26 protein-coding genes are annotated in these 24,781 nt (G+C 67.1%); 14 read left to right on the top strand and 12 right to left on the bottom strand.

Translation table 11 applies throughout. The annotated features are described in order from the left end of the window. Window positions 1-43 precede the first annotated feature (43 nt). Entirely contained in the window at window positions 44-661 is a 618-nt protein-coding gene (locus AB0P21_RS33760) for a PEGA domain-containing protein (RefSeq protein WP_363702086.1), read from the bottom strand. Window positions 662-667: 6 nt separating this feature from the next. Continuing rightward, a complete protein-coding gene (locus tag AB0P21_RS33755) occupies window positions 668-2,260 on the bottom strand; it encodes a phage tail tip lysozyme (protein ID WP_363702084.1) in 1,593 nt (530 codons plus the stop codon). 176 nt (window positions 2,261-2,436) lie between these two features. Between AB0P21_RS33755 and AB0P21_RS33750 the strand changes: the two genes are divergently transcribed. The 3 genes from AB0P21_RS33750 to AB0P21_RS33740 all read left to right on the top strand — a co-directional run bounded on the left by AB0P21_RS33750 (window position 2,437) and on the right by AB0P21_RS33740 (window position 4,045). Beyond that, a complete protein-coding gene (locus tag AB0P21_RS33750) occupies window positions 2,437-3,105 on the top strand; it encodes a GntR family transcriptional regulator (protein WP_363702082.1) in 669 nt (222 codons plus the stop codon). 93 nt (window positions 3,106-3,198) lie between these two features. Further along, the gene (locus AB0P21_RS33745; protein WP_363702080.1) at window positions 3,199-3,585 is read left to right on the top strand and encodes a phage holin family protein; all 387 of its coding nucleotides are present in this window, start codon (window positions 3,199-3,201) and stop codon (window positions 3,583-3,585) included. 7 nt (window positions 3,586-3,592) lie between these two features. Next, window positions 3,593-4,045, top strand: a complete 453-nt coding sequence (locus tag AB0P21_RS33740; protein WP_363702078.1) for a low molecular weight protein-tyrosine-phosphatase — start codon at window positions 3,593-3,595, stop codon at window positions 4,043-4,045. A gap of 13 nt (window positions 4,046-4,058) precedes the next feature. On the opposite strand, the gene AB0P21_RS33735 is transcribed toward AB0P21_RS33740, so the two are convergent. Further along, window positions 4,059-5,273, bottom strand: a complete 1,215-nt coding sequence (locus tag AB0P21_RS33735) for a pyrophosphate--fructose-6-phosphate 1-phosphotransferase (protein ID WP_363702076.1) — start codon at window positions 5,271-5,273, stop codon at window positions 4,059-4,061. 215 nt (window positions 5,274-5,488) lie between these two features. Here AB0P21_RS33735 and AB0P21_RS33730 point away from each other — a divergent pair, with 215 nt between their 5' ends. Both AB0P21_RS33730 and AB0P21_RS33725 read left to right on the top strand, forming a co-directional pair. Next, window positions 5,489-6,181: a response regulator transcription factor gene (locus AB0P21_RS33730; RefSeq protein ID WP_363702074.1), complete on the top strand. Its 693-nt coding sequence runs from the start codon at window positions 5,489-5,491 to the stop codon at window positions 6,179-6,181. Beyond that, window positions 6,178-7,953 carry an ATP-binding protein gene (locus AB0P21_RS33725; RefSeq protein ID WP_363702072.1) on the top strand — a complete coding sequence of 592 codons (1,776 nt, stop codon included), beginning with the start codon at window positions 6,178-6,180 and terminating at the stop codon, window positions 7,951-7,953. The genes AB0P21_RS33730 and AB0P21_RS33725 overlap by 4 nt, the downstream gene beginning before the upstream one ends. 4 nt (window positions 7,954-7,957) lie before the next feature. Here the strand turns inward: AB0P21_RS33725 and AB0P21_RS33720 are convergent, their stop codons facing one another. Further along, on the bottom strand, window positions 7,958-8,317 hold the full coding sequence (locus tag AB0P21_RS33720) for a MerR family transcriptional regulator (RefSeq protein WP_363702070.1): 360 nt from the start codon (window positions 8,315-8,317) through the stop codon (window positions 7,958-7,960). Window positions 8,318-8,672: 355 nt separating this feature from the next. Between AB0P21_RS33720 and AB0P21_RS33715 the strand changes: the two genes are divergently transcribed. Continuing rightward, complete coding sequence (locus AB0P21_RS33715; protein ID WP_363702068.1) at window positions 8,673-10,124, top strand: trypsin-like peptidase domain-containing protein; 1,452 nt, start codon at window positions 8,673-8,675, stop codon at window positions 10,122-10,124. Between the two features lie 184 nt (window positions 10,125-10,308). On the opposite strand, the gene AB0P21_RS33710 is transcribed toward AB0P21_RS33715, so the two are convergent. The 4 genes from AB0P21_RS33710 to AB0P21_RS33695 form a co-directional block, all read right to left on the bottom strand. Beyond that, window positions 10,309-10,986, bottom strand: a complete 678-nt coding sequence (locus AB0P21_RS33710) for a site-specific integrase (RefSeq protein ID WP_363702066.1) — start codon at window positions 10,984-10,986, stop codon at window positions 10,309-10,311. Then, window positions 10,910-11,290 carry a DUF3631 domain-containing protein gene (locus AB0P21_RS33705; protein ID WP_363702064.1) on the bottom strand — a complete coding sequence of 127 codons (381 nt, stop codon included), beginning with the start codon at window positions 11,288-11,290 and terminating at the stop codon, window positions 10,910-10,912. Before AB0P21_RS33705 ends, AB0P21_RS33710 begins: the two co-directional genes overlap by 77 nt. Before the next feature lie 496 nt (window positions 11,291-11,786). After that, on the bottom strand, window positions 11,787-12,320 hold the full coding sequence (locus AB0P21_RS33700) for a VanZ family protein (protein ID WP_363702062.1): 534 nt from the start codon (window positions 12,318-12,320) through the stop codon (window positions 11,787-11,789). Next, window positions 12,317-12,823, bottom strand: coding sequence for a hypothetical protein (locus AB0P21_RS33695; protein WP_363702060.1), 507 nt, complete (start codon window positions 12,821-12,823; stop codon window positions 12,317-12,319). The genes AB0P21_RS33700 and AB0P21_RS33695 overlap by 4 nt, the downstream gene beginning before the upstream one ends. 597 nt (window positions 12,824-13,420) lie before the next feature. Here AB0P21_RS33695 and AB0P21_RS33690 point away from each other — a divergent pair. From AB0P21_RS33690 to AB0P21_RS33675, 4 genes are all read left to right on the top strand, one after another. Further along, window positions 13,421-13,768 (top strand): hypothetical protein, encoded by a 348-nt coding sequence (locus tag AB0P21_RS33690; protein WP_363702058.1) that lies wholly within the window; start codon window positions 13,421-13,423, stop codon window positions 13,766-13,768. Further along, window positions 13,765-14,235, top strand: coding sequence for a hypothetical protein (locus tag AB0P21_RS33685; RefSeq protein ID WP_363702056.1), 471 nt, complete (start codon window positions 13,765-13,767; stop codon window positions 14,233-14,235). Before AB0P21_RS33690 ends, AB0P21_RS33685 begins: the two co-directional genes overlap by 4 nt. Window positions 14,236-14,389: 154 nt before the next feature. Beyond that, on the top strand, window positions 14,390-15,739 hold the full coding sequence (locus AB0P21_RS33680; RefSeq protein ID WP_363702054.1) for a glycosyl hydrolase family 18 protein: 1,350 nt from the start codon (window positions 14,390-14,392) through the stop codon (window positions 15,737-15,739). Window positions 15,740-15,792: 53 nt separating this feature from the next. Then, window positions 15,793-16,308, top strand: a complete 516-nt coding sequence (locus tag AB0P21_RS33675) for a DinB family protein (protein ID WP_363702052.1) — start codon at window positions 15,793-15,795, stop codon at window positions 16,306-16,308. Here the strand turns inward: AB0P21_RS33675 and AB0P21_RS33670 are convergent. Together AB0P21_RS33670 and AB0P21_RS33665 are read right to left on the bottom strand one after the other, a co-directional pair. Next, window positions 16,305-17,018 carry a pirin family protein gene (locus AB0P21_RS33670; protein WP_363702050.1) on the bottom strand — a complete coding sequence of 238 codons (714 nt, stop codon included), beginning with the start codon at window positions 17,016-17,018 and terminating at the stop codon, window positions 16,305-16,307. The genes AB0P21_RS33675 and AB0P21_RS33670 overlap by 4 nt on opposite strands. A 19-nt stretch (window positions 17,019-17,037) precedes the next feature. Next, entirely contained in the window at window positions 17,038-17,943 is a 906-nt protein-coding gene (locus tag AB0P21_RS33665; RefSeq protein WP_363702048.1) for a DUF2797 domain-containing protein, read from the bottom strand. Between the two features lie 136 nt (window positions 17,944-18,079). Here AB0P21_RS33665 and AB0P21_RS33660 point away from each other — a divergent pair, with 136 nt between their 5' ends. Both AB0P21_RS33660 and AB0P21_RS33655 read left to right on the top strand, forming a co-directional pair. Next, a complete protein-coding gene (locus AB0P21_RS33660) occupies window positions 18,080-18,376 on the top strand; it encodes a helix-turn-helix domain-containing protein (RefSeq protein ID WP_363702046.1) in 297 nt (98 codons plus the stop codon). Further along, the gene (locus AB0P21_RS33655) at window positions 18,369-19,649 is read left to right on the top strand and encodes a HipA domain-containing protein (RefSeq protein ID WP_363702044.1); all 1,281 of its coding nucleotides are present in this window, start codon (window positions 18,369-18,371) and stop codon (window positions 19,647-19,649) included. The genes AB0P21_RS33660 and AB0P21_RS33655 overlap by 8 nt, the downstream gene beginning before the upstream one ends. A 57-nt stretch (window positions 19,650-19,706) precedes the next feature. Here the strand turns inward: AB0P21_RS33655 and AB0P21_RS33650 are convergent, their stop codons facing one another. Further along, the gene (locus tag AB0P21_RS33650) at window positions 19,707-20,036 is read right to left on the bottom strand and encodes an L-rhamnose mutarotase (protein WP_363702042.1); all 330 of its coding nucleotides are present in this window, start codon (window positions 20,034-20,036) and stop codon (window positions 19,707-19,709) included. A gap of 129 nt (window positions 20,037-20,165) precedes the next feature. On the opposite strand from AB0P21_RS33650, the gene AB0P21_RS33645 reads away from it, so the two are divergent. Both AB0P21_RS33645 and AB0P21_RS33640 read left to right on the top strand, forming a co-directional pair. After that, window positions 20,166-20,927, top strand: a complete 762-nt coding sequence (locus AB0P21_RS33645) for a VOC family protein (RefSeq protein WP_363702040.1) — start codon at window positions 20,166-20,168, stop codon at window positions 20,925-20,927. A gap of 204 nt (window positions 20,928-21,131) precedes the next feature. Next, window positions 21,132-23,039: a penicillin-binding transpeptidase domain-containing protein gene (locus AB0P21_RS33640; protein WP_363702038.1), complete on the top strand. Its 1,908-nt coding sequence runs from the start codon at window positions 21,132-21,134 to the stop codon at window positions 23,037-23,039. Window positions 23,040-23,050: 11 nt separating this feature from the next. On the opposite strand, the gene AB0P21_RS33635 is transcribed toward AB0P21_RS33640, so the two are convergent. After that, window positions 23,051-24,772: an AAA family ATPase gene (locus AB0P21_RS33635; protein WP_363702036.1), complete on the bottom strand. Its 1,722-nt coding sequence runs from the start codon at window positions 24,770-24,772 to the stop codon at window positions 23,051-23,053. Window positions 24,773-24,781 lie beyond the last annotated feature (9 nt).

Genomic DNA, 24,781 nt, shown 5'->3' with positions numbered 1-24,781 from the left:
TTACCCGCGTCAACATGACCTCGGATACTGCCGCCGCGACGCGTCAGCTGGTGACGTAGATGATGTCCAGCGAGGCCGGATCCCAGCGGTGACCGGCGATCCACTCGAGGGCTTCCTTCTTGCCCTCGGGCCCGAACAGGGTGATCTTCAGCGAGATCGCCTCGGGGTTCTTCGGGTCCGACTTCGACGCCTGGTACGTCGCCTTGAAGCCGGGACCGATGTACGGCAGCTCCGCCAGCACCGGGTACTTCGCCGCCAGCCGCCGCTGGATCTCGTCGTACCGCTTGCCTGCCTCCTGCTCGGCCTCGCGCTCCTGGCCAGGGTTGTTCTGCACCCACTCGCGGCCGACCGGACCGTTGGCGTACAGGTACATCTTCACCGAGACCGGATCCTTGCCCCGCACGGTGATCGTCTCGGAGTAGGTCTGGAAGCCTTCGCGCTTGGCCACCAATGTGTGCTCGCCGGGCCGGACGTCGGTCTTGCCGTTGGCCGCGATCGCCTGACCGTCCAGCAGCAGGGTCAGGTCGTTCGGAATCGACTTCACGGTCAGCTCCGCCTTCGGGTCGTGCCGCCAGACCAGGAAGCCCCCGACCAGCACGATCACCACCAGCAGCGCCACGACTCCGATCACCAGCGTGCGCCGGCCGTCCTCCTCCATCATCCGCTCCTATTTCTTCAGCCGGGCGACGGCGAACTGCGCGGCCTTGCCGACGTTGTAGGCGTAACCCGCCTCCGGAACATGGTCTCCCAGCGAGCCGGCGACGGAGTTGTACTTGCCGTACGAGCCGACAAACATGTACGTGTGGCCGGTGCCGATGAAGATGTCACCCGGTTGCAGTTGGTCGATGGTGATCACGTCGAACACGTCGTACTTCCCGGACGTCCGCAGATAGTTGTCCTGGACACCGGTGGAGACCATCGGGTAGTCGGGGTCGGCGCCGCTCATCCGCATCACCGTGGCCACGAACCGCCCGCAGTCGCTCCACACCTCGTACCCGTTCTCGCTGTTGTACTTCGGCAGCGCCGCCTGGTACGCCGGGGTCGCGTCGCCCTTGTTCTTGCCGTGCCCGCCCTCGGGCCAGGCCAGCGAGATCGCGACCGCCGCGATGTTGCCGCTGCCGGCCGCACAGCCGGTCGCCGGACCTGAGCCGGGGTTGCCGCCCGGGTCCTCGCCGCCGCCGAAGGTCTCGAACACCTGCCGCGCGGTCGCCTGGCGACGCGCGTACTCCGGGTCGTTGTCGTTGGTGGTGAAGATCTCGAAGTCGTGGGCGAAGGTGTAGGCGGCCTCGTCGACCGACTTGGTCGCCTTCATCTTGTCGCCGACGGCCTTCAGCGCGACCGCGCCGGTGCCGTCCAACTGCGCGGCCAGGAACTTGAGCTGGTGCTCGAGGGTCTCGATCTGCTCGTAGCTGGCGCCCGCGGCCTTCGACGGGTTGATCATCTTGCTGGCCGGATACCACTGGACGATGCCCCAGGCCTTGTTGCCCAGCCCGGCGGCCGTCGCGGCCGAGGTCTTCACCCCGGAGGCGGTGCCGTTGAGTCGCTGCGGCTCGACGCTCGACTCGTGGATCATGTTGCCGACGATGCCGGCGGCCTGCTGCTTGGTGTAGCCGGCCGTGACCAGGAAGTTGAACGCCTTCTCCTGGTTGTTGCCGCCGACCAGCGGGCCGTCCGTGCCACCGCAGCCGCACCCGCCGCCACCCGAGGGGCTAGAGGTGGAGCTGCCGGTCGAGAAGAGCTTGGCCGGGTCGGACTGCTTGAGCCCGCCGCCGCCGTCGCCCTTGGCCCAGACCTCGAAGTGCAGGTGGGCGCCGCTCTTGCCCGGCGCCGACTCGTCGCCCTCGCCGACCGTCCCGATCACCTGGCCGCGGGTGACCGTGTCGTTCGCCCCGACGGACTTGGTGTCGAGGAACTTGTACCAGGTCTCGAGCTCGCCGTTGTCGCCGTGCGCGATCTTGATCCAGTCGCCGCTGACCGACTTCACCTTGCCGGACTCGACCGCGTACACCTTGCTGCCCTTGTCGACCACGAAGTCGACACCCTTGTGGGTCTCGTCGCCGTCGTCGTCCCAGCCCTGGTCGGTCGAGGTCTTGTCGGTCGGCCAGGCCATCGACGACTCGGTCGCGGGGGTCGGCGTACAGGCGGCGGCGCTGTCCATCCCGCTCATCACGCCGACCAGCATCGCGATCACCAGCAGGAGCGGAAGGAGGAATATGAGCATGACGCCGCCGATCACCGGCATCGCCTTGCTGTCACCCACGCTGATCTCCTTGCTGTGTCTCCGCCCGCTCGAGCGGGAGGAGGGGCGGCCACTGAGTCACAGACTGCCCGAAAACCAGGTCATTATGTCGATAGTTATCCACAGGTTGACCGCCGACTGCCCGGATTGACCGTGCCGGAGGCGACAACGGCCCCTGACTGGACGAGAATCGCTGCATGTACGAACGGCTGCGGGTTGACCGCTCGACCACGGTGGACCGGGTCGTCGACGCGCTCCGCGCCGCCCTCTTCGCCGGGGACCTCGAACCGGGGACACCGTTGCGCGAGCAACCACTGGCCGAGGCGCTCGGGGTGGCCCGCAGTACGGTCCGGGAAGCGATGACGATGCTGGTCACCGAGGGCCTCGCGGTCCGCGAGCCGAACAAGGGCGTCAGCGTCGCGATCCTGCACCCGGCCGCGGTCGCCGACATCTGCCGGGCCCGGTTCGTGCTCGAGTCGGCCGGGATCAGAGCCTGGTACGACGCCGACGAGGCGGCCCGCGAGCGGGTTCGCGCCGCGATGCGCACCTTCGCGGCCACCGCCAAGGAAGGCGCCGACCCGGAGGCGATGACCGAGACCCACCTGGCGATCCACCGCAGCCTGGTCGCCCTCACCGGCAGCGAACGCCTGACCGCCACCGCCGACTCGATCACCGGCGAGGCCAGACTCGCCCTGGCCCGGGTCGACGCGCTCCGCCAGGACGCCAAACAACAGGTCGCCTCGCACCGCAAACTGGTCCGCCTGCTGGAGAAGGGCGACCTGGACGAATGCGTCGAGGAGCTCCGCCGCCACCTGGCCGGCGCGGAGGAATCCCTGCTCGAAGCCATCACCACCCCACCCTCCTGAGTTCACTGCGAGTCCGACGCACCCCGGAGCTGACCGGATCCGTCCCCGGCGTGGTGGGCCTGGGGTGAACAGTGGGGTGGCAGGATCGGGGGTATGAAGAACCTGATCATCAAGTTGCTGGCCAACGCGGTGGCCCTGGCGGTGGCGAGCTGGGTTGTCAGTGGAATCACGCTGCAGGGTGCGACCACCGGACGCCGGGTGCTGACGCTGCTGATCGTGGCGGCCATCTTCGGCATCGTGAACGCGGTGGTGAAGCCGATCGCGAAGCTGGTCTCGCTGCCGTTCATCATCCTCACGCTGGGCCTGCTGATCTTCGTGATCAACGCGCTGATGCTGCTGCTCACCTCGTGGATCACCGACAAGCTGGACGTGCAGTTCCACGTGAACAGCTTCGGCGCCGCGCTGCTGGGCTCGCTCGTGATCACCCTGGTCGGCATGCTGCTCAACGCAGTACTGCCGGACAAGGCCGAGATCCGGTGACCCTGCGGTGAGCAATCCAGTGCGGCATGTCGAGGTCGTCTGCACCGGCAACATCTGCCGCTCCCCGGTCGGCGAGGTAGTGCTGCGCGCCAAGCTCGCCGACGCGGGGATCGACGACGTCGTCGTGACGAGCTCCGGCACCAGCGGCTGGCACATCGGCGATCCGATGGACTCGCGCGCCGCCGCGGCGCTGGCCCGGCGCGGGTACGACGGAAGCGCGCACCAGGCGCAGGAGTTTCGCAGCAGCTGGTTCGCCGACCGCGATCTGGTGCTCGCGATGGACAGCGGTCACCTGACCGCGTTGCAGCGGCGCGGCGGCAGCGATCTCGCAGTACCGGTCGAGCTGTTCGACGACGCCGACGTGCCGGACCCGTACTACGGCGAGGACGAGGGTTTCGACGACGTACTGGACCAGATCGAAAAGGCGGCCGACCGCTGGGTCGACCGCCTTTCGAGATAGCTACAACCGGTTGTTACCTGGTCTGCCCGATGTCCGCCAGCAGACCCGCGAACCACTCCACGCTCGGGTCGAACTCCTTGCCGCCGGCAATCCGCGGGAACTCGATCGCGCGCAGTTCGTCGCCGCGCTCCTCGTCGTGCCCGACCACGCCGCTCTCGCCGCGCAGGGCCGCGTCGACCGCGTAGTCCGTGCACTGCTTGATCAGCGCGAGATCGGCGTCGTTCGCGGCGGCCGAGCGGCTGAAGTAGCCGCTCTTCTGCACCATCGTCTTCTCCGCGCCGATCCGCTCCGCGAACTGCTTGGCGAACCAGGCGCCCGGGTTGATCGCGTCGAGCTTCACGTGCCCGAAGGGGTCCCGCGGCACGTCCTCGCCGCGAGCCTCCAGCTCGGCCACGATCGACGGCACGCCGGCACCCTCGGACAGGAAGATGGTGACGCAGTCGTTCTCGTCCATCACCGCCTTCAGCCGCTCGGCCTCGGCGTCCAGGTCAATGGTTGCCTCAGGCACGTAAACCGCGTGCACGTCCCAGCCGCCGGCGGCCAGGCCGATACCCGGGTTCCACTCCTGCGCGGTGACCCACTTGCGGTACTCCGCCGCGGTCGCGGCCGTCAGCCAGCCACAGTTGCGGCCCATCACCTCGTGCACGACCAGCATCCGCGGGTTCGAGCTGTGCTCGGCGATCACGTTGCGGGCGAACAGCGCGCCCTGCTCGGCCGCGGTCCAGGCGCCCAGGCTCTGCTTGATCGGGATCACGTCGTTGTCGATCGTCTTCGGCAGGCCGACCACGGTCAGGTCGTAGTCGTGCTCCTGCAGGTACGCCGCCAGGTCGGCCGCGGTGGTGTTGGTGTCGTCGCCGCCGATCGTGTGCAGCACGTCGACGCCGTCGGCGACCAGCCGCTCGGCCGCCACCTGCAGCGCGTTCTGGCCGTCGGCGATCAGGCCGCGCTTGACCAGGTCGGCGGTGTTGGTCAGCTTGACCCGGCTGTTGCCGATCGGGCTGCCGCCGAACTTGTGCAGCAGACCGGCCTTGGCCCGGACCTCGGGCGTGACATCGAGGTACCGGCCGCTGAGCAGCCCGTGGTACCCGTTCAGGTAGGCGATGATCTCCACGTCGGGCGCGACTTCGCTGTAGCGCTCGATCAGCCCGCCGACGGCGGACGACAGGCAGGGCGCGAGCCCGCCCGCGGTGAGAAGGGCAACTCTGCGGACAGACTTGTCGGCAGCCATGGTCAGGTCCTTCCAGAGGTCACTGAAGTCGCTCTCAGGGTAGTGATGCAGACCACTCGGAACGCTGGTTGGGGTCATCCGGCGCCGGGCGCCCTACTCCTTCGGGACTGATCAGCGGGTTCTCAGCGGATTCTCAAACAGAGCGCATAACCTCGGGAGGCGGAGCTCGATCGGGCTTCACCTCAACGAACTGTGCGGGCGAGCGGGAGCGCGAGATGCGGGTACTGGTGGTGGACGACGACCGGGCGGTCCGGGATTCGCTGCGCCGTTCGCTGGAGTTCAACGACTTCGAGGTGGTGACGGCCTCCGACGGCGCCGAGGCGCTCGCGGTGATCGGCAACGTCGAGCCCGACGTGGTCGTGATGGACGTGATGATGCCCCGCCTGGACGGGCTGGAGACCACGAAGGCGCTCCGGGCCGCAGGCAACAACGTGCCGATCCTGGTGCTGACCGCCCGCGATGCCGTCGCCGACCGGGTGGACGGGCTGGACGCGGGCGGCGACGACTACCTGACCAAGCCGTTCGCGCTGGAGGAGCTGCTGGCCCGCCTGCGGGCGCTGCTCCGCCGCAGTACGTCGCCGGGCGAGGGCGGCCCGCGCGGCGAGGTGCTCCAGTACGCCGACCTGGTGGTCGACGTGGACGCCCACGAGGTGCACCGCGGCCAGACCCCGATCCCGCTGACCCGGACCGAGTTCTCGCTGCTGGAGTTGCTGATCCGCAACCCGCGCCGGGTGCTCGAGCGCGCGGTGATCCTGGACGCCGTCTGGGGCTACGACTTCCCGACCACGGCCAACTCGCTCGAGGTCTACATCGGCTACCTACGCCGCAAGACCGAGGTCGACGGCCTGCCCCGGCTGATCCACACGGTCCGCGGCATCGGCTACGTCCTGCGGGACACCCCGCCGTGAGCACCCAACCTCCTGACGACTTCCCTCGGTACTCCGGTCAGTCGGACGAGGAAACCCTCGAACTCGGCCCGAGCCACAACCGCCCGGGCGCGCGCCCGCACGGCAGCTCCCGTGCGCCCCACCCCGGTACACCGTCCCCCGGCACCAGCTCGCCGTACGCCGGCCAAGGCGCGCCAACCACCGGCCCCGGCTCCCCATCCGCGCCGCAGGCGTCTCCTCGCCCAGCAGCCCCCGGCCCCACCACGCCCGACTCGGGACAACCCGGCAACGGCAACCGGGTCACCGAAACAGCCGGCCGCACCCAGGACTGGTGGCAGGACAAGCTCCACCAACTCAGCCTGCACGCCCGCGTGACCCTGCTCGCCGCGGTCGCCGTCGGCCTGGCCGTCGCGTTCGTCAGCATCGGCGCCTACATGACGGTCCGCCAGCAGATGTACCGCAACCTCGACGACAGCCTGAAGGACCGCGCCGTCCAAGCGGCCAACAACAAGGTCCTGACGAACTACTTCAACCTGCGCAACGTCTCCTCCGACGCTCTCGGGCTCAGCGACATCCAGCTCGGCGTCTACCTCGACACCGGCCAGAAGCTCGGCGCCAAGCAGAGCACGCTGCCCCCGATGAACGACACCGAACTGGCCGTCGCCCAGGGCGACGCGCCGGACGGCTTCAGCATCGAGACGGTCGGCGTCCCCAACAGTTCGCACTTCCGGGTGGTCGCGGTCGAGACCCGCTTCTGCCCGCGCGAGGACGGCGAAGCCTGCGGCAACGAGGTCCCGACCATCCCCGCGGCACTGGTGGTGGCGCAGTCGCTCAAGCCGATCGACCGGACGCTGCACAACCTCGGCATCGTCTTGTGGGCGATCGGCCTGCTCGGCGTGATCGGCGCGGCCCTCGCGGGCAACGCGATCGCGCAGTCCGGACTCCGGCCGCTGGCCCGGCTGACCGGCGCGGCAGAGACCATCGCGCGGACCGAGGACCTGAGACCGATCCCGGTCACCGGTTCGGACGAGATCACCCGGCTGGCGGTCGCATTCAACGCGATGCTGGCAGCCCTTGCCCGCTCGCAGGACCGGCAGCGACGACTGGTCGGCGACGCCGGACACGAGTTGCGTACGCCGTTGACCAGCATCCGCACCAACCTCGATCTGCTCGCGCAAGCGGACAAACGCGGCGGCTTGCGGCCCGACGACCGCCAGCAACTGCTGGACGACGTACGCGCTCAGATGGACGAGCTGACCACGCTGATCGGCGACCTGACCGAGCTGGCCCGCGACACCCCACAGGTGCGCGACGCCGAGTTGATCGAAATGGCGAACGTGGTCGAGGACGCGCTGATCAAGGTTCGCCGGCGCGCGTCAGGGGTCGAGTGGGACGTGCAATTGTCGCCGTTCCCCGTCTGGGGTGACGAGCGGCTGCTCGGCCGAGCCGTGACGAACCTGCTCGACAACGCGGCGAAGTACAGCGTCCCGGATGGTTCGGCCGGCCCTCGACACGAGGGCCAGCCGGTCGGGAGGGTCAGCGTTCGGCTGCTGGACGGCGTACTGACTGTCACCGACAGCGGTCCGGGGATCGCCGAGGCGGATCTGCCGCATGTGTTCGAGCGCTTCTACCGCTCCAGCGAGGCGCGCAGCCGGCCGGGCTCCGGCCTGGGGTTGGCGATCGTGAAGCACGCGGCCGAGCAGCACGGCGGCATGATCTACGCCCGGAACGCTCCCGCGGGCGGCGCGCAGTTCACGCTGTGGCTTCCCCACGCGGCCACCCAGTCACGCTGATCGGTCAGCTCTGCGCTTCGTCTCCACGGAGTTCGGAGTTGATCCGCAGGGCCTCGGCCAGCTGGTCCTCGAGAATGATGATCCGGCAGGCCGCCTCGAGGGCAGTGCCGTTGTCCACCAGCTCACGGGCTCGCGCGGCCAGCCGGAGCTGGTACCGCGAGTAGCGGCGATGGCCGCCGTCGGAACGCTGCGGCGTGATCAGCTTCGCTTCGTCCAGGCTGCGCAGGAAACCGGGTGTGGTGCCGAGCATCTCGGCGGCCCGGCCCATCGTGAAGGCGGGGTAGTCCTCGTCGTCGAAGTGCGCTGTGCGGTCGTCCGGGTCGATCAACATCTGCTCCATCTGCTGGTGCTGTTCTGGGGGCATGCCACCTCCGTGTCGAGGGCCCCGGCGCATAGCGCCGGGGCCCTGGGTTTGGACTTTTCACCATCTACTGGCTGACGTTCCAGCCTTCGATCCCGTACTGCGTAACCGAGAACCACCTCCGTAGGGCGATCCTGATGATGGAAATCCTTCCCTTCTCTCGGTGGATCTTCTTTCTGTGCAACACCAGGAACACTAGCCACCTCGGGACGGAAAATCTAGCCCCGTCGGGTGAGATTTTCGTTCAGTTGTCTCCGAGCCTCCGGTCCGGGCGTCTTCAGCAGATCTTCATGGAGTTCTTCGGCAGCTCTGACGGGATCTTCAGCGGTCTCTCAGGTCCGGCCGCCATGGTTGACCCATGACCGAGAACCAGCCGCCCCAGCCGCAGAACCAGCCCGGTGACGACACTCCGGCGCAGGGTTCGACGTACGGAAACCAGTCCGCGCAGCACCCTCCGCAGACCCCGTCGTTCGGTTCGGGCTCACCAGAGCGGACGCAGCAGCTGCCGATGGGTGGCTACGGCCAGCACCCCCAGCAGCAGTACGCGCCGCAGGGTGGGCAGCAGCGGCCAGGGCAGCACCCCACGGGCGGTGGCGGTGCTTACCAACAGGGCGGGCAGTTCGGGATGTCCGGGACGCATCAGGGGGCGTCGCCGGGCCCGAACTGGCCGTTCGGCCCGCAACCGGCCCAGTCTGAGCCCCCGAAGCCGCCAAAGCGGCGCGGTCTGGCTCTGGTGGCAGCCACCGCGTTGCTGGTCGGTGCAGCCGGAGGTATCGGCAGCGCCGCTGTCTACTCGGCGACCAACGACTCCAGTACTTCGGGTACGTCGGTGACCGCTCCGCTCAACGGTGGCCAGGCGGCTCCCGTCTCGGCGCCGGACGGCTCAGTACAGAACGCAGCCTCCAAGGTGCTGCCGAGTGTGGTGAAGATCGGCGTCTCGACCTCCCAGGGCGCGGCGACCGGATCCGGCATCGTGATCAGCAAGGACGGCCTGATCGTCACCAACAACCACGTGGTGGCCGGCGCCGGCAACGGCAAGATCCAGGTGATGCTGAACGACGGCCGGACGCTGAACGCGACCATCGTCGGTACCGATCCACTGACCGACCTCGCGGTGATCCGTGCGGACGCCAAGGACCTGACCCCGGCCGTGCTCGGCAAGAGCGGCAACCTCGGGGTCGGCCAGGGCGTCGTCGCGATCGGCTCACCCTTCGGACTGGAGGCGACCGTGACCAGCGGCATCGTCTCCGCGCTCAACCGCCCGGTCACCTCGGGCGGCGAAGAGCAGAACAGCACGACGGTCTTCCCGGCCATCCAGACCGACGCCGCCATCAACCCGGGAAACTCTGGTGGCGCACTGATTGACCTCGCCGGCCAAGTGGTCGGAATCAACAGCGCGATCAAGACCGCCGGAGGATCGGGACAATCCGAAGGCGGCAACATCGGCCTGGGCTTCGCAATCCCGATCGACCAGGCCAAGCCGATCATCGACGAGCTGGTGGCCAAGGGCAAGGCCACGCATGCGAGGCTCGGAGTGACCGTCGGCGACGCGCAGAGTTCGGCCGCGTTCCAGCAGGGAGCGACGATCGGCGAGGTGACGTCCGGCGGTGCGGCGGACAAGGCCGGCCTGAAGAGCGGTGACGTGGTCACCGCGATCGACGGCAAGGCGATCGCGTCAGGGGACGCGTTGGTCGCCGCGGTCCGCTCGCACCGCCCGGACGATGAGGTGACCATCAACTTCACCCGCAACGGCAAGGCCCAGACGGTCAAGTCGAAGCTCGGTTCCGACAACGGAAACCCGACCGGCTGACCCCCCGAACTCCGCCGTCCCTACTCCCCCCCCCGGGGCCGGCGGAGCACCTCCTGATAGGGACTGCGACCGCCCACCGAGCGGCCGCAGTCCCGTTTTTGTGGGGCCTATCTGAGCGTGAAACGGGGGCGACAGAGCTACCGCCCCCGGAGGGTCTCAACGAGGGTCTCAACGTGGCCTTTGATCAGGCCGAATCGAGCTGCCCGGCGCTGCCGTCCTCACCCCCTTCGCTCCCCTCTTGCCCGCTTGACGTGGCCCACAGCAGGCCACCGACGCGAGATGCGAGGTCACGGCGTACCGGCGCGGTGATGTGCTGGTATCGCTTGGCCATCGCGGTCGTTGCCCAGCCCATCGCATCCATCACGGCCCGCTCGGGGATCCCTAGCAATAGCATCACTGTCGCTGCCGTATGCCTGGCATCGTGCAGCCGTCCTGTGCGGATTCCTGCCGCCTTGAGCAAGTCCTTCCACTCTTGGTGATCCGTGCGCGCATTCAGTGGCTTTCCGGTGCGAGTTGCGAACAACCATTGCTCATCAGTCCAGAGCTGCCGGGCTGCAACCTGCTCTGCCAGTTGCTGCACCTGGTGGGCGCGCAGGATCGACACCAATTCATCAGGCAGGCCGATTGTTCTCCTTCCTGCTCGGGATTTCGTTGGGGCAGCGCCTGGGCGCGTGGACACACGTGCTGAACAGCGACCCGCAGCCTTTCGTCCGTATGGCTTATCGGTGCAGCCGTGAGCAAAGTGAGGCTTGTTGCGGCTGCGTCGGACTTGTAGAACGCCCTCGTCAAGATCCAGGTCTGACCATTTGAGACCGAGCGCCTCGCCCTGACGCAGACCGAGCGCTAGTGCAAACGAAGTCATCTCGCAGGTAACCCTTGGACTGGGAGCCGTCTTCCCACCGATGGTTCTTCGGAGTGATGTCGTACTCCCTCAGCATCGCGGCAAGCCTCCGAACGGTGATGCCTCCCGGCGCAGGCGTCTCCGCCCAGAGCGACTCGTCGTCAGCACGGAGCCGATTCACGATCACTGCTGACGGCAGCGCACGCGCGGTCCCGAACGCGGTCCGGCAGTCGTTCAGGAGCCGGATTGACTGTGAGGCTTCGGTGGAGTCTTGAGGCTCCGCAATCAGGGTCAGGGCGGCGTTCCTGGCGCCCCGTAGACGCATACCTAGCGTTACCGTATGAACACGATCGATGGGGAAGGTGCTAAGAGCCTGAGGTCAACGGCATTGAACCGGATGCCCGTGGCTGGCCCGTTCTGCATTCGGTGGACCCCTGCGACGGCATCAACCCGACCACCGGCCGCGCCTGCCTTCACGGCTATCACCGAGATTCTGCCTGTGTTGAGTGGCTGGAAGACGAGTGAGCCTTCTCTATTGGCTGCTCTGGAACGCGCGCGCCTTCGAGAACGGTTGGGACGCCGGCATTACGGACGCCGCGCACTCAATCAAGCGGCTCGCCCTCCGACTTAGCGCCGAACTGAAGGAGGTCTAGACCGATCAGGCGTACACATGAAGCCCTGAGAGCCGAGGGCGAGACCCCGACTTCCGGGGTGGTTTTGCGTGATTTCGCTGAGGCGATGCGGTATGCCCGTGTGGTGTGGTATCCACCACGCCACACGGGCGCCTCACGCAACCTGTCCGCCACTACATGCAAGCAGTGCTATTTGTGAGCATCTACCGCAGTCACATCTAATGAATCAATCTGAGCCCACCGATAGAAGATCGCCCCCAGTACCGCCGCAAGGCAGCATCCGCTTACGTTCAACAGAACATCGGTGATGTCGCCCGCCGTGCCGAGTGACGTATACGCCTGAATGATTTCCAGGGTAGTTGAAATCAACAATGCCACTATTCCGCTCAATACCAGAACCTGGCGAAAGGCACGCGGGAATACCCAAGAGATCAACAGACCGAGAGGCGCGAACAGAAAGAAGTTCGCGAGAATCTCGCTTACCACGACCTGCGTGGCGAACGGCTGCCAGTTAAAATAGACACCACTTCCGGCATCACGCGGCCTACCTCCAAGCGTTGCAAGTAACAAGCCTGCCATCCATAGGCCTAGAACAGTCAGCGCCAGCCTCCGAGCTCCATTCAAGTTCTGGTGCTTGCTATAGAGATTCAATCTCCATAACGTCCACGCAAGAAGGAGAGCCGCAAGCACCGCTGCTGGTAAAACGAAGGTAGATGCTCTCACGAGTAGCTAATAATCCCATCTCCACCCATTAGATGGCCTTCAATGAATACATTTTTGATGATCTTTACAAAGTGGTTCTGATTCGTCTTGAATCCAGGTGTGCATTTCTTCGGCTGACTGGTGCCCGTGAACTGCAAGGTGATCCTCTTGCTGTCGCTGATCGAGTTGTCCTGCCAGATCTCGACTCGAAAGTCTTCGTTATTTCGACTCGACCCGCCGCTTGCATTATGGGTCGTTTTGAGGTTCGGATCCACGCACAACCGACCCGTTGCGTTGGTGCTGAACACCGGCGTCTGAACGCCACCGCTGCCACCTGAGAGGCCGGACGCCGTGAAAGTATAAGGCAATCCGACGCCTTGGATTGAATTGACCACCCCAGTCTGGCCATTATTCGTTGGCGCAGAAGGCGTGGCCGCAGAAGCAGACAACGAGTTAGATGCTCCGAGACAGAGAACAGCAGTTGTCGTGGCAGCCACTAGAATAGGGGTCTTGTTAACGCGCATGCGACGCTTACTCCTTAATGGGCGAATCACAGTAAGCCGATTACTTATCAGTTTTATTACAAGTCACTTACGATACGTTAACAAATATTAAGGGGTCAATCTTTATTGATTGCAGTTAGCTGCAACCGCGTGTCATTGACGGCAGCCTGCTGCTCGTGTGAACGCAGCGGCCCTATGCACCACGGGCAACTAGCGGTCGATTACAAGGCGCGGGATGCCCCCGGCTCAGGCTCCAGCTCGTCGCGAGGACAGATCTGCGCCCAAACTGACAGTGCAAGTCGCATCGAATCGCTACCACGTCAGCAAGACGAAAGGGTCTCAAAGAGGGTTTCATCCGTCCCTGTTCAGGCCCGTTCAGGCAAGTCCATGTACCGGAACAGCCAAGCGCAGTGAGCAGCTCCGGATCCCGCCGAACGGCGGTACCACGCCCACCGAGCGGCCGCAGTCCCGTTTTTCGTGCTCCTGGTACTGCGCCCCCGCGGCCGCCGGCTGATCGATTTCGATCGAGAAGCCGGTCGCCGGGGCGCGGGAGGGTGATCGTGGCGCCACGGGATGGCGTGAGGTCGTCTCGACGCCCCAGACGGAGGACCCATGAACATGAAACGTTTGCTGAGCACCTCGGTGGCGCTGGTAGTGGCCGGAGCTGGCACCGTGTTGGCGACCGGGCCGGCTCAGGCGGCTCCGATCTACGACTGCCTGTACACGACCAACACCGGCATCTACCTGTTCCGTACGCCGACCTCGACCACGGCCGACTACTTCGTCGGCGCGGGGAAGACGCTGGTCGACCTCGGCTGCAGCGGTCTGCGGACCGGGCGCAGCTACACCGACTGCCGTAACGACAACCGCTGGGTGCCGGTGGACGGCGTCTCGGGGCAGCCCGGTAAGCACGGCTTCGCCGCGTTCGGCTGCGTCGACGGACCGCGTCGCGTGCTGCGCGCATGAGCCGGTCCAGGGTGGGCCGGATCGTCACCGGGCTGGCGGTAGTCGCGGCGATGGTTGCCGGTGGCACCCAAACGGCGGCCGCCGACGCCTCGGTGCCATACCTCCGCACGGATCCGTCGGCGTCTCCCAGCGGCTATGGCTATGCCTACGCCGGGCAGATCACCTTCAGCAGCATCCACAGGGCCTCGTTCTACTTCGAGGTGCACGACCACTGTGACGGTAGCGGCCAGGGCGACGGGTACGCCGCGATGATGCGCGGCCGGGTCATCCTCGGCGACGGCTCCGTCAGCGCGTGGACGCCGTGGGAAGGCGACAACACCGGTTGCACGGACGGCGGCCTGATCGCGATGGACGGCTGGACCTCCCAGCGTCGCATCGTGCGGATGGAGATCCAGTTCTGCCTGCGGAAGCCCACCGGCACGGTCACCGGATGCGTCCAGCCTTCCTGGCGCAACCAGTACGCCTGACCGCTGCCGCAACCACAGCGCGGCACCCCGTCACGGTGCAGCCGATGCACCCGGCTGCACCGTGGCGGGTTTCCGACATGTCGTAGCAAGACGGAGGCCCAGCGCCTACCTTGAAGATACGTAAGGTCGTTACGTATCTAGCCGAGGAGTGGCCATGAATCGACGGGTCGGCGTTGCACTCGCGAGCGCCATCGCAACCGGGTTGCTCCTCGCCTCAGCCGGGGTGGTGGCAGCCCAGGCGCAGCAGTCCGCAGTACAGGCAGCTTGTACGGGACCGGCCTGGGCAGAGGGTACGACGTACGCGGTCGGCGCCAAGGTGACCTACCAGAACCGGTCGTACGAGGCGCGGTCCGCGCACACCGCGCATCCCGGCGCCGGCTGGAACCCGGCCGCGGTCCCGTCGCTGTGGCTCGACCTCGGCGCCTGCGACGGCGCACCACCCACGACGCCGCCGACTACTCCGCCCACCACGCCGCCCACGACCCCGCCGACCACACCACCCACCACTCCCCCGACGACCCCACCCACCACGCCGCCCCCGGGCTCGACGACCTGCGCGGTGAAGTCCCGGCCGGCCGGCAAGGTGCTGCACGGCTACTGGGAGAACTGGGACGGCGCCTCCAACGGCGTCCACCCGCCGTTCGGCTGGACGCCGATCACCGACGCGCGGATCGGGCAGCACGGCTACAACGTGATCAACGCGGCGTTCCCGGTGATCCTGTCCGACGGCACGGTCAAGTGGGAAGACGGTATGGACTCGACCGTCAAGGTCGCCACCCCGGCCGAGATGTGCGCGGCGAAGGCGGCCGGTCAGACCATCCTGATGTCGATCGGCGGCGCCACCGCCGGGATCGACCTCAGCTCGTCCACCGTCGCCGACCGGTTCGTGGCGACCGTCGTACCGCTGCTGAAGAAGTACAACTTCGACGGCATCGACATCGACATCGAGACCGGCCTGTCCGGCAGTGGCAACATCAACCAGCTGTCGCCCTCGCAGGCCAACCTGATCCGGATCATCGACGGCGTACTGGCCCAGATGCCGTCGAACTTCGGCCTGACGATGGCCCCCGAGACCGCCTACGTCACCGGCGGCAGCGTCACCTACGGCTCGATCTGGGGTTCGTACCTCCCCATCATCAAGAAGTACGCCGACAACGGCCGGCTGTGGTGGCTGAACATGCAGTACTACAACGGCAGCATGTACGGCTGCTCCGGCGACTCGTACTCCGCCGGCACGGTGCAGGGCTTCGTCGCCCAGACCACCTGCCTCAACAACGGCCTCGTCATCCAGGGCGTCACCATCCGCGTCCCGTACGACAAGCAGGTCCCCGGCCTCCCGGCCCAGCCCGGCGCCGGCGGCGGCTACATGTCCCCGTCCCTGGTGTCCCAGTCGTGGAACAGCTTCAACGGGCAGCTCAAGGGCCTGATGACCTGGTCGATCAACTGGGACGGCTCGAAGAACTGGACCTTCGGCGACACCGTCAAGTCCCTCCAGGGCCGCTGACCCTGAACTAATTGTCATGCGGCTGCACCGCTGAGGCGTTAGCGTGCAGCCGCATGACGATGTCACGGGAGCGCCCGCCGTTCGTAGCGGATGAAAGAACCCAGCTGGTCGGCTGGCTGGACCAGCAACGAGCCCTGGTGCGCTGGAAGTGCGAGGGCCTCGCCGAGGCGGACGAGCAGCGATCCGTCCTGCCGACCTCGCCACTGATGACCGCGGCCGGCCTGGTCTCGCACATGCGCTGGACCGAGCACTGCTGGTTCAACGTGCTCTTCCTCGGCGAGTCCTTCGAGGGCAACCCACAGTTCCAGGAAGAGCCCGAGGACGCCGACATGATCGTCCCCGGCATCCCCCTGTCGAAGCTCCTCGACGACTTCGAGGCCCAGTGCGCCCGATCGAACGAGATCGTCGCCGCCCACTCCCTCGACGACACCGGCAAGCACCCCGACTTCGGCTCCGCCCAGGCAACCCTGCGCTGGATGCTCCTGCACATGCTCGAGGAAACCGCCCGCCACATCGGGCATCTCGACACCATCCGAGAACTCCTGGACGGCGAAACCGGCTACTACTAGTCGGTCATCGTCCAGATGAGTACTTCGGCGCCCTGCGCGCCGGCCGTCACGCGTTGCCCGTCGGCGGTGGCGAGGCGGGCGGCGTCAGCCTCGCCGAGGTCGCCGGCGCCTTCCAGCTGAAGGTTGCCTAGCGCAACAAATAGATGGGCGTGTTGCGACTGCGGGAGCTGGATCGACTGACCGGGGGCGAGGCGGGCGGCGGAGAGGCCTGCGCGGTTCTGGTTGATGGTGACCGCCGCGGTGGTCTTGTGCTCAGGCAGACCGGAGGCGATCGGCACCAGCTCGCCGGTCGCGAGACGGTCGCCGACCTCGGACTGCTGGTACGACGGTTTGAGGTCGTACTCGCCTGGCCGGACCCACATCTGCACGTAGTGAACCGGCTCTTCGGCGTCGTTGCGTTCGGAGTGCTGGATCCCGCTGCCGGCGCTCATCCGCTGGACCAGACCGGGGTAGATGATCCCGCTGTGCCCCTCGGAATCCTGGTGCAGCAGCGCGCCTCGCAGTACCCAGGTGACGATCTCGACGTCCTGGTGCGGGTGCGCGTCGAATCCGGTGCCCGGGGCAACCACTTCGTCGTTGTGCGCCATCAGCAGGCCGAAGCCGACGTTGGCGGGGTCGTAGTACGGGCCGAACGAGAACGAGTGCCGCGAGTCCAGCCAGTCGGACTGGGTCCGGAACCGGTCATCCGCGCGGCGGATCTCAACACTCATGCGCCCAGTCTCGCACCGCTCAGAACAGTGCCTCCTGCTCGTCTCGCCGCGGCGGCGGTTCGAGCTTGTCGAGCGGAACAGTCTGTACTGCGTCCGCCGGCGCGCGCCCGAGCGCCCAGCCGGACAGCACATGAGTGTCGACCAAGGCGAGCCCACCGGCGGTCTCGACGTACACGTCGGGCCCGATGGTGCAGACGATCCGCCCACTGATGACGCTGCCCGGGGTCGGCGTCCGCAGCTCGACATCGGCGTACAGGCCCTCGTCCGTCAGCCCGTACGACGCCGCGTGATCGCTGACCTTCACCTCGCGCCGCTCCTGCCCCTCAGGCCATTCCAGGTCAGCTATCCGCCCAGCAACTTCTCGCAACCTGGCTGCCCGCTCGGCCACCGTCCCCGGCTCGACCCTCGCCTTGCGCTTGCGGACGGTACTCACCCGATCGGGCAGCCCCAGATTGGTGATCAGCAGATTCTCGATCCGCCGAGCCCCGAGCAGACTCCCGGTGGAGATGAACGCCGACGCCAACGCCCCCTGCTCCAGCAACCGCGCCTCGCCCCGATCAGCCGCCGTGATCCCGACCTTGACGACGCTGCCGTGATGCGCGAGGTAGACGGAGAACTGCCGCGGATCGTCGAGCCGGGTGTCGGTCGCAATCGAGTTGGACCGCTCCATGGCGTGGCAATCGGCACACTGCGAGCTGCGCCCGGATGCGGGCAGCAGCACCTGGATCGAGCAAGCGATCCGACGACCGGACCGCCAGATCCCGATGCACCTGCGGTCTTCACCGAAGACGAAGGAGAGGCCGGAGCCGAGCTCCAACGCGGTGGTCTGCTGGGCACCGCTCATGTCGGCCCACTCCAGGCGAGCGCCACCGCTACCCCAACCGATCCCGGTGACTCTCCAGCTGGGCGTCGGGGCTGAGTTCATCTGAATGTCCTATCACCGGGTCGGTTCGCTGGACCAATCAGCCGCTTCCTCGCGTAGCCGTACGTTTACATCTTCGGTTTGTAGCCGTACGCTTACGAACAACTTTGGTAACCGTACGGCGACCAGGAGGCCAGCGATGGAGATTCGTACCCCGCAGGCTCTTGGCGCGGCAGTGCGCGGCGAGCGCCTGAAGATGCGGCTCACTCAGGCGTCGTTGGCCAAGAGCGCGGGCGTGTCCAGGCCGTGGTTGACCCAGTTCGAGGCAGGCAAGCCCACCGTCGAGCTCGGCCGAGTCCTGGCTGTCATCGCCGCTTTGGGGATCGTCCTGGAGCTACGAACCAGCGAGCCGGCTGCATCCTCAGACAGACCCGACCCCATCGATCTCGACTCCGTGCTCGATCAGTACGAGGAAGACCACCACGACCATGGCTGACCTCAAATTGCTGTTGGGACAGGAAGTCGCCGGGACCGTCAGTCGCACCACCACAGGCACGTTGACCTTTACCTATGACTCCGACTACGTCGCCAAGGACCAGCCGGTCGCGCCGGTCTCGGTCTCGATGCCGACCCAGATCGCTGTGCACAGCGACAAGCAGATCGCGCCGTGGCTCTGGGGGTTGCTACCCGATAGCGACGCTGTCTTGAATCGGTGGGCCCGCGAGTTCCATGTGTCCGCCAACTCGGCCTTCTCTCTGCTCTCCACGCCGCTGGGCGAGGACTGCCCGGGGGCAGTCCGGTTGGTTCCGCCGGACCGAGTGGAGTCAATTCGGGCCGATCAGCCGCTGACCGAGATCGACTGGCTCACCGAGGCTCAGGTGGCCCAGCGTCTCCGCGATCTTCAGAACGACACCACCGCCTGGCTGGGCGCGAGCCGGACCGGACGATTCAGTCTGGCCGGTGCTCAGGCGAAGACGGCCCTGTTCTTCGACGGGCAGCGCTGGGGGCAGCCGGACGGCTCGGTGGCCACCTCGCACATCCTCAAGCCGGCGATCATCGGCTTCGACGACCACGATCTCAACGAGCACATCTGCTTGTCCGCCATGCGCGTCGCAGGCCTGCGTGCGGTGCAGACCCGGATCGAACGATTCGAGGACCAGAGCGCGATCGTCGTACGACGCTACGACCGCCTCATCCAGGACGACCGGCAGATCCGCGTTCATCAGGAAGATCTGTGTCAGGCGCTCAACGTGCACCCTGGCAGCAAGTACCAGAACGAGGGCGGCCCGGGCCTGCGTGACATCGCAACTCTGTTCCAGCGGATCATGCCGAGGTCGGTTGCCCAGGCGGCCACCGAGAGCTTCCTTGATGCCCTGGTATGGAACTGGGCGATCGCGGGCACCGACGCCCACGCCAAGAACTACTCGCTGCTGCTGTCAGGAGACCAAGTCAGGCTCGCCCCGTTCTACGACGTCGCCTCGGCCTTGCCTTATGGCATTGCAGAACAGAAGCTGCGGCTCGCGATGAAGTTCGGCAGTGACTATCGAGTCAACCCCGGCAACAGCCCTTGGAAGCATCTTGCGACAGCACTGCAGTTGCCTGAAGACGTCGTTCGCAACCGCGCCGACAGAGTCATCGCGGCGGTACCAGATGCGTTTGCTACTGCTGCCGCCGATCCAGCGGTGCAGGCTCTTGGCAGTTCGCTACCGCAGCGCTTGGTCGACCTGATTGCCGCTCGAGCCATTCGCTGCGCGAGGTATCTGCAGTAGCCGGAGCTGGGAGCGACGGAGGAGCGAGCGGGCGCGGAGGCGGCGCGGGCCGAAGTACTAGCTAGCTTGTTCGCTCATGGTCCAGACGTGTCTGAGCGACTGCCCGGCCAACCCCTCGGGGTTCTGCGCGAAACCCTCGACGAACTGGCTCATATGCTCCTGCCACCGCCGGTCAACCGGATCACCACTCAGTTGCGCGACGGCTGCCTCGTAGTCGTCGCACTCGACCAAGTGGAACAGGTCGCGGCCGCTGCGCCAGATGCTCCAGTCGTGGATTCCGGCCGCGGTCATGACGGTGATCAGTTCGGGCCAGACGCGGGCGTGTTCGAGCTCGTAGGCCTCTTCGGTACCGGGGATCAGCCGGCTGTGCAGTGCTAGGCGGGTCACAATCGTGCAGGATACGCCGGGCAGTGATCGCATCGTTATCCGAACTCCCCGTGATCGCCTCGACGTGGCGAGTAGTCCCTGGCAGGTTTGGGGGCTTCCCGGACACCGCTTCCCGAGCAGGAGGACCCGATGGTCGAGCAGAGCGTGCCGTGGCCAACTGGTACGCCGACCTGGGTGGATCTCGCCGCTGACGATGCTGAGGCCGCCGCAGCCTTCTACGGCGACCTGTTCGGCTGGCACTGCGAGCCTCAGAGCGGCCGCGAGTACTGGGTCTGCAAGCTGGACGGCGAGGACGTCGGCGGTATCGGCCCGAAGCAGCCCGGTACGGAGCACCTGCCGAGCCGCTGGACGACGTACCTGGCGACCGATCAGCTCGATCGCACCCTGGAAGCGGTGACTGCCCACCAAGGCGCGCAGCTGCTGCAGCGCGAGGTCGAGAACCACGGCCGGATGGCGATCGCCGCCGACCCGAACGGCGCGATCTTCGGCCTCTGGCAGGCGGCCGACCACATCGGCACCGAGCGCACCACCGGGCCGGGCAAGCTGGTCTGGAGCGAGGCGCTGAGCGGGGACTTCGAGACCGCCCGCAAGTTCTACACCGCCGTCCTCGGCTACCGCGCGGAGGAGATCGGCGGCTACAGCCGGTACGCCGCCCTGTACGCCGCCGACAAGCCCGTCGTGGGCACCGGTGAGCTCCACCCCGACTTCCCCGCCGGTACGCCGCCGCACTGGCTCCCGTACTTCGCCGTCGTCGATACCGACCGGACCACCGCCCAGGTCACGTCAAAAGGCGGCAAAATCCTCGGCCCGCCGCTGGAGACAGACTTCGGCCGGATGGCCGTCCTCGACGACCCCCAGGGCGCCCGCTTCGCGGTGATCCAGCTCGGCTGAACTGCCACCCGAAGCCCGATCCACGCTGTAAATCAAGGCGATTCGCGCAGGCAATCGCATTCGCCGAGCCAACTTCGAGCGCCCGCAGCGCGTCGTAGGAGTGTCCATGGTCTGCCGCGTGAGTATTTTCCCCCTCGTGGCAGGCTGGCCACACGCCGAAGACTGTTCCAGGTGTGTACCCGTCGCCGTGCGAGAGTTGAGAACGTGAAGCGAACTGCTGCCATCGTCTGTTTGAGTGCCGTCCTGGTCACCGCTGGTTGTACCGACTCCAAGTCGGGCGACGGCGGCAAGCCAGACCCCGACAACGAGAAGCAAGCCTCCGCGGAGGTGGTGAAGAACTTCGCCGCCGCCTGGGTGAAGGCCTGGGCGCCGAACGGCAAGCCGGACGAGGCCGCCGCGCTGACCGACACCCCGACCACGTTCGGCAAGCGGCTGGACGAAGTCGACACCGCGCTGGTCGCGCAGTCGGTCACGGTGACGCCGCAGGGCGACCCGAAGTGCGCGGACGACAACAACTGCACCCAGGACCTCGCCGTCGAGGCCGTACTGCGTGGCATCGGCACGATGAAGTGGACCAGTACCGCGTCCGCCGTGAAGACCGGTGACGCCTGGAAGATCAAGGCCGCCGGCGACACCATCTACCCGGGTCTCGGCGAGTCCAACTACCTCAAGCGGGTTCGCGCGCTGCCGGCCCGCGCGTCGATCCTGGACCGCAACGGCAAGGCGCTGACCGCCAACCGCCCGGTCGTCATCGTCGGGGTCGCTTCCGGCAACGTCGCGACCGCGGCGACGTACGCGGCCTTCACCGCCAAGCTGCAGGTCGACGGCGCCAAGCTGAAGGCCCGCGCGGTCGCGGCGCCCGCGGGGCAGTTCGTGGACGCGATCACCATCCGCGCCGAGGAGTGGGAGGCGCTGCGCCCGACGATGGGCGCGCTGCCCGGCGTTCTCACGATGGGCGGCACGCAGTCGCTCGCGGAGAGCCCGAGCTTCGCCCGTTCGATCATCGGCACGATGAAGACGGCGACCGAGGACACCCTCAAGAACGCCGGCCCTAACGCGTCCGCCACCGACCAGGTCGGCACCACCGGTCTGCAGTACGCGTTCCAGCAGGACCTCGCCGGTACGCCGGGCGGCACGGTCACCTTGCGCGACGGCAAGACCAAGCTCTCGATCAAGACGGTCTTCTCCCAGCAGGGCAAGGCCGGTACTCCGGTGAAGACCACCCTCGACCCGAACCTGCAGCACTACGCCGAGGCAGCCCTGGCGACGAGCAAGCTGCCCGCCTCGCTGGTCGCAGTACAGCCGTCGACCGGGCAGATCCTCGCCGCGGCGAACGGCCCGACGCCGACCAACTACAACCGCGCCTTCCAGGGCCGGTACGCGCCGGGCTCGACGTTCAAGATCGTCACCTCGGCGGCGCTGATCGGCAGCGGGCTGACCGCGAACACCGCGCTGCCCTGCACGAACACGATCAACGTCTTCGGCAAGACCTTCAAGAACTACGACGGGCTGGCGCCGTACGGCGCGGGCACGATGCAGAAGGCGTTCAACGAGTCCTGCAACACCGCGTTCATCTCCCAGCACGCCCGTCTGCAGGCCGACGGGATGACGAAGGCGGCGGCGATGTTCGGTATCGGCCAGGACCTCAAGCTGTCCATCAACGCGTTCGGCGGTCAGGTCCCGGCCCCGAAGGACGACGTGGCCGAGGCGGCCTCGATGATCGGTCAGGGCACCGTCACGGCCAGCCCGCTGGCCGTGGCGATGATCGCGGCCACCGTCCAGCACGGTACTGCGCTCAAGCCGGTGCTTGTCCCGGGCAAGGACGCCGCCGGGCCCGCCGCCTCTCCGTTGCCCCCGGCAACTGCTGCGGCACTCCGCACGATGATGCGCACCACCGTCACCGGCGGTACCGCGCACGCGCTGGCCGCCCAGGGCGCCGTCGCCGCCAAGACCGGCACCGCCGAAGTAGTTGCCAACGGCAAGGTCATCACGAACGGCTGGATGGTCGGCTACCGCGGCGACGTGGCCTTCGCGGTGATCGTCGAAGGCGGTGTCTCCGGCGGCAAGGCGGCCGGCCCGATCGTCTCCAACTTCCTCAGCAAGTTCAAGTAAACAAGAGGGTTCTAGAAGCTGAGCACCTCGGCGACCGCGGCCTTCAGGTCGGGGGCGTCGAGGGTGGTCAGCGCCTCGTCGGTGGGGATGCCCGGGGAGTTGAAGATCCGCAGGTCGCGGTGCTTGGCCGCTGACTCGATGATCGTCCGGATGAACCGGGCGTTGCCGAGTTCGTCGATCCGGCCGGTGGCGGTGACCTGGTCGAGGACAGCGGTCAGGCTGGTCAGGGCCTCGGCGGTGAGCTGGTCGCCGTGGCTGCGAACCAGCCGCAGGGCGATCTCGCGGAGCTGCTCGGAGGTGTAGCGGGGAAAGTCGATCCGGGTGGAGAAGCGGCTGCGCAGCCCCGGGTTCGACTCCAGGAACTCCGCCATCGGCTCGGAGTACCCGGCGACGATCACCACCAGCCGGTCGCGATCGTCCTCCATCCGCTTCAGCAGCGTGTCGATCGCCTCGGTGCCGAAGTCGCTGCGCAGGTCCTTCTTGCGCAGCGCGTACGCCTCGTCGATGAACAGCACGCCGTCGAGCGCGGAGTCGACCACCGCGTTGGTCTTCACCGCCGTCTGGCCGATGTACTCGCCGACCAGCCCGGAGCGATCGGTCTCGATCATCTGGTCGCCGGACAGCAACCCGAGTGCGTAGTACAGGCGGGCCACTACGCGGGCGACCGTCGTCTTGCCGGTGCCAGGTGGTCCGGCGAAGATCAGGTGGCCGCCGAGTCGCGGCGTCGGCAGGCCGCGTTCGGCGCGGATCAGGCCGGCCCGGACCTGGGCAGCGACCGCGGAGACCTGCCGCTTGACGTCGGCCATGCCGACGTTGCGGTCGAGCTCGTCCAGGATGCCCTGGACCTTCCCCCAGTCCGGCTGGCGATTGACCGGCAGCTTGCCGACGCCAGTACGGCGTACTGGGGCTTGGGTCGTGGGCTCCTCGGCGCTCGGCGGCGGGAAGGTCGCGAGCAGCAGCTCGGGCTCAGTGAGCGCCTCGGCGACCTGGCGGTGGGCGTTGTTGCGCTCGTAGACCCAGGAGAACTGGCGCAGCGCGTTCTCCTCGCGGCCCGTCGCTCGGTAGACGAAGCCGAGGTAGTACTCCGCGTCGAGCTGCACCAGGTGGTTGACCTCTTGGCCGGCCGCTCGACGGAGGGTGGTCTCGGCCTCACCCCACTGCTCAACCATCGCCAGCACCATCCCGAGCCGCAGCGCCGTCTCGGCCCCGAGATGCTCGTCGTCGGAGACCAGGCGCAGCTCCCGGATCGCACCGGCGTACTGCTTGCGCAGCAACTCGACGGCGGACAACAGGAAGTGCCGCGTGCTGTCCTCGATGACGTTCTTGGCCGCTGCTTCGGCCGCGTCGGCGTCACCATCGGTGATCAGCCGGAAGGCCTCCGCGTGCCAGACGTGGTCGGTCGTCTCGAGCGGGTTGCTGAACCACCAGCCGGCCTGGAAGCTCGAGTTCAGCCGCCGGTGATCGGCGTCGCGCTCCTCCCCGAACCGGGCCAGCCCGCTGATCATCTTCGCCAGCGCCGACTTCTCGTCACCGCCGGCCGCGTGGAACCCGAGCCAGGCGTCCGTCATCCCCGGATCCAGCTCCAGCGCGCGGGTGAAGCTCTCCAGCGCGGCAGGCTTGTCCGGAGTACCGCCTTGCTCTCCGGTCCGGACGAAGCCGAGCTGCTTGGCCCCACGCACCCACAAGCCGCGGGCCCGACGCCGGGCCAGCAAACCCACGGACTGCTCAGCCATCGCTCTCCT

The sequence above is a fragment of the Kribbella sp. NPDC056861 genome, from assembly GCF_040687575.1.
In the GTDB taxonomy this organism is placed as follows: domain Bacteria; phylum Actinomycetota; class Actinomycetes; order Propionibacteriales; family Kribbellaceae; genus Kribbella.
Note: the sequence above shows the minus strand (reverse complement) of the source record. Positions and strands in the feature narration are given on the sequence as shown.

Coding starts and splice junctions, on each gene's coding strand:
- AB0P21_RS33760 (WP_363702086.1), bottom strand. CDS start 661: ATGATGGAGGAGGACGGCCGGCGCACGCTGGTGATCGGAGTCGTGGCG.
- AB0P21_RS33750 (WP_363702082.1), top strand. CDS start 2,437: ATGTACGAACGGCTGCGGGTTGACCGCTCGACCACGGTGGACCGGGTC.
- AB0P21_RS33745 (WP_363702080.1), top strand. CDS start 3,199: ATGAAGAACCTGATCATCAAGTTGCTGGCCAACGCGGTGGCCCTGGCG.
- AB0P21_RS33735 (WP_363702076.1), bottom strand. CDS start 5,273: ATGGCTGCCGACAAGTCTGTCCGCAGAGTTGCCCTTCTCACCGCGGGC.
- AB0P21_RS33730 (WP_363702074.1), top strand. CDS start 5,489: ATGCGGGTACTGGTGGTGGACGACGACCGGGCGGTCCGGGATTCGCTG.
- AB0P21_RS33720 (WP_363702070.1), bottom strand. CDS start 8,317: ATGCCCCCAGAACAGCACCAGCAGATGGAGCAGATGTTGATCGACCCG.
- AB0P21_RS33715 (WP_363702068.1), top strand. CDS start 8,673: ATGACCGAGAACCAGCCGCCCCAGCCGCAGAACCAGCCCGGTGACGAC.
- AB0P21_RS33710 (WP_363702066.1), bottom strand. CDS start 10,986: ATGACTTCGTTTGCACTAGCGCTCGGTCTGCGTCAGGGCGAGGCGCTC.
- AB0P21_RS33705 (WP_363702064.1), bottom strand. CDS start 11,290: ATGCGTCTACGGGGCGCCAGGAACGCCGCCCTGACCCTGATTGCGGAG.
- AB0P21_RS33695 (WP_363702060.1), bottom strand. CDS start 12,823: ATGCGCGTTAACAAGACCCCTATTCTAGTGGCTGCCACGACAACTGCT.
- AB0P21_RS33690 (WP_363702058.1), top strand. CDS start 13,421: ATGAAACGTTTGCTGAGCACCTCGGTGGCGCTGGTAGTGGCCGGAGCT.
- AB0P21_RS33685 (WP_363702056.1), top strand. CDS start 13,765: ATGAGCCGGTCCAGGGTGGGCCGGATCGTCACCGGGCTGGCGGTAGTC.
- AB0P21_RS33680 (WP_363702054.1), top strand. CDS start 14,390: ATGAATCGACGGGTCGGCGTTGCACTCGCGAGCGCCATCGCAACCGGG.
- AB0P21_RS33675 (WP_363702052.1), top strand. CDS start 15,793: ATGACGATGTCACGGGAGCGCCCGCCGTTCGTAGCGGATGAAAGAACC.
- AB0P21_RS33670 (WP_363702050.1), bottom strand. CDS start 17,018: ATGAGTGTTGAGATCCGCCGCGCGGATGACCGGTTCCGGACCCAGTCC.
- AB0P21_RS33665 (WP_363702048.1), bottom strand. CDS start 17,943: ATGAACTCAGCCCCGACGCCCAGCTGGAGAGTCACCGGGATCGGTTGG.
- AB0P21_RS33660 (WP_363702046.1), top strand. CDS start 18,080: ATGGAGATTCGTACCCCGCAGGCTCTTGGCGCGGCAGTGCGCGGCGAG.
- AB0P21_RS33655 (WP_363702044.1), top strand. CDS start 18,369: ATGGCTGACCTCAAATTGCTGTTGGGACAGGAAGTCGCCGGGACCGTC.
- AB0P21_RS33645 (WP_363702040.1), top strand. CDS start 20,166: ATGGTCGAGCAGAGCGTGCCGTGGCCAACTGGTACGCCGACCTGGGTG.
- AB0P21_RS33635 (WP_363702036.1), bottom strand. CDS start 24,772: ATGGCTGAGCAGTCCGTGGGTTTGCTGGCCCGGCGTCGGGCCCGCGGC.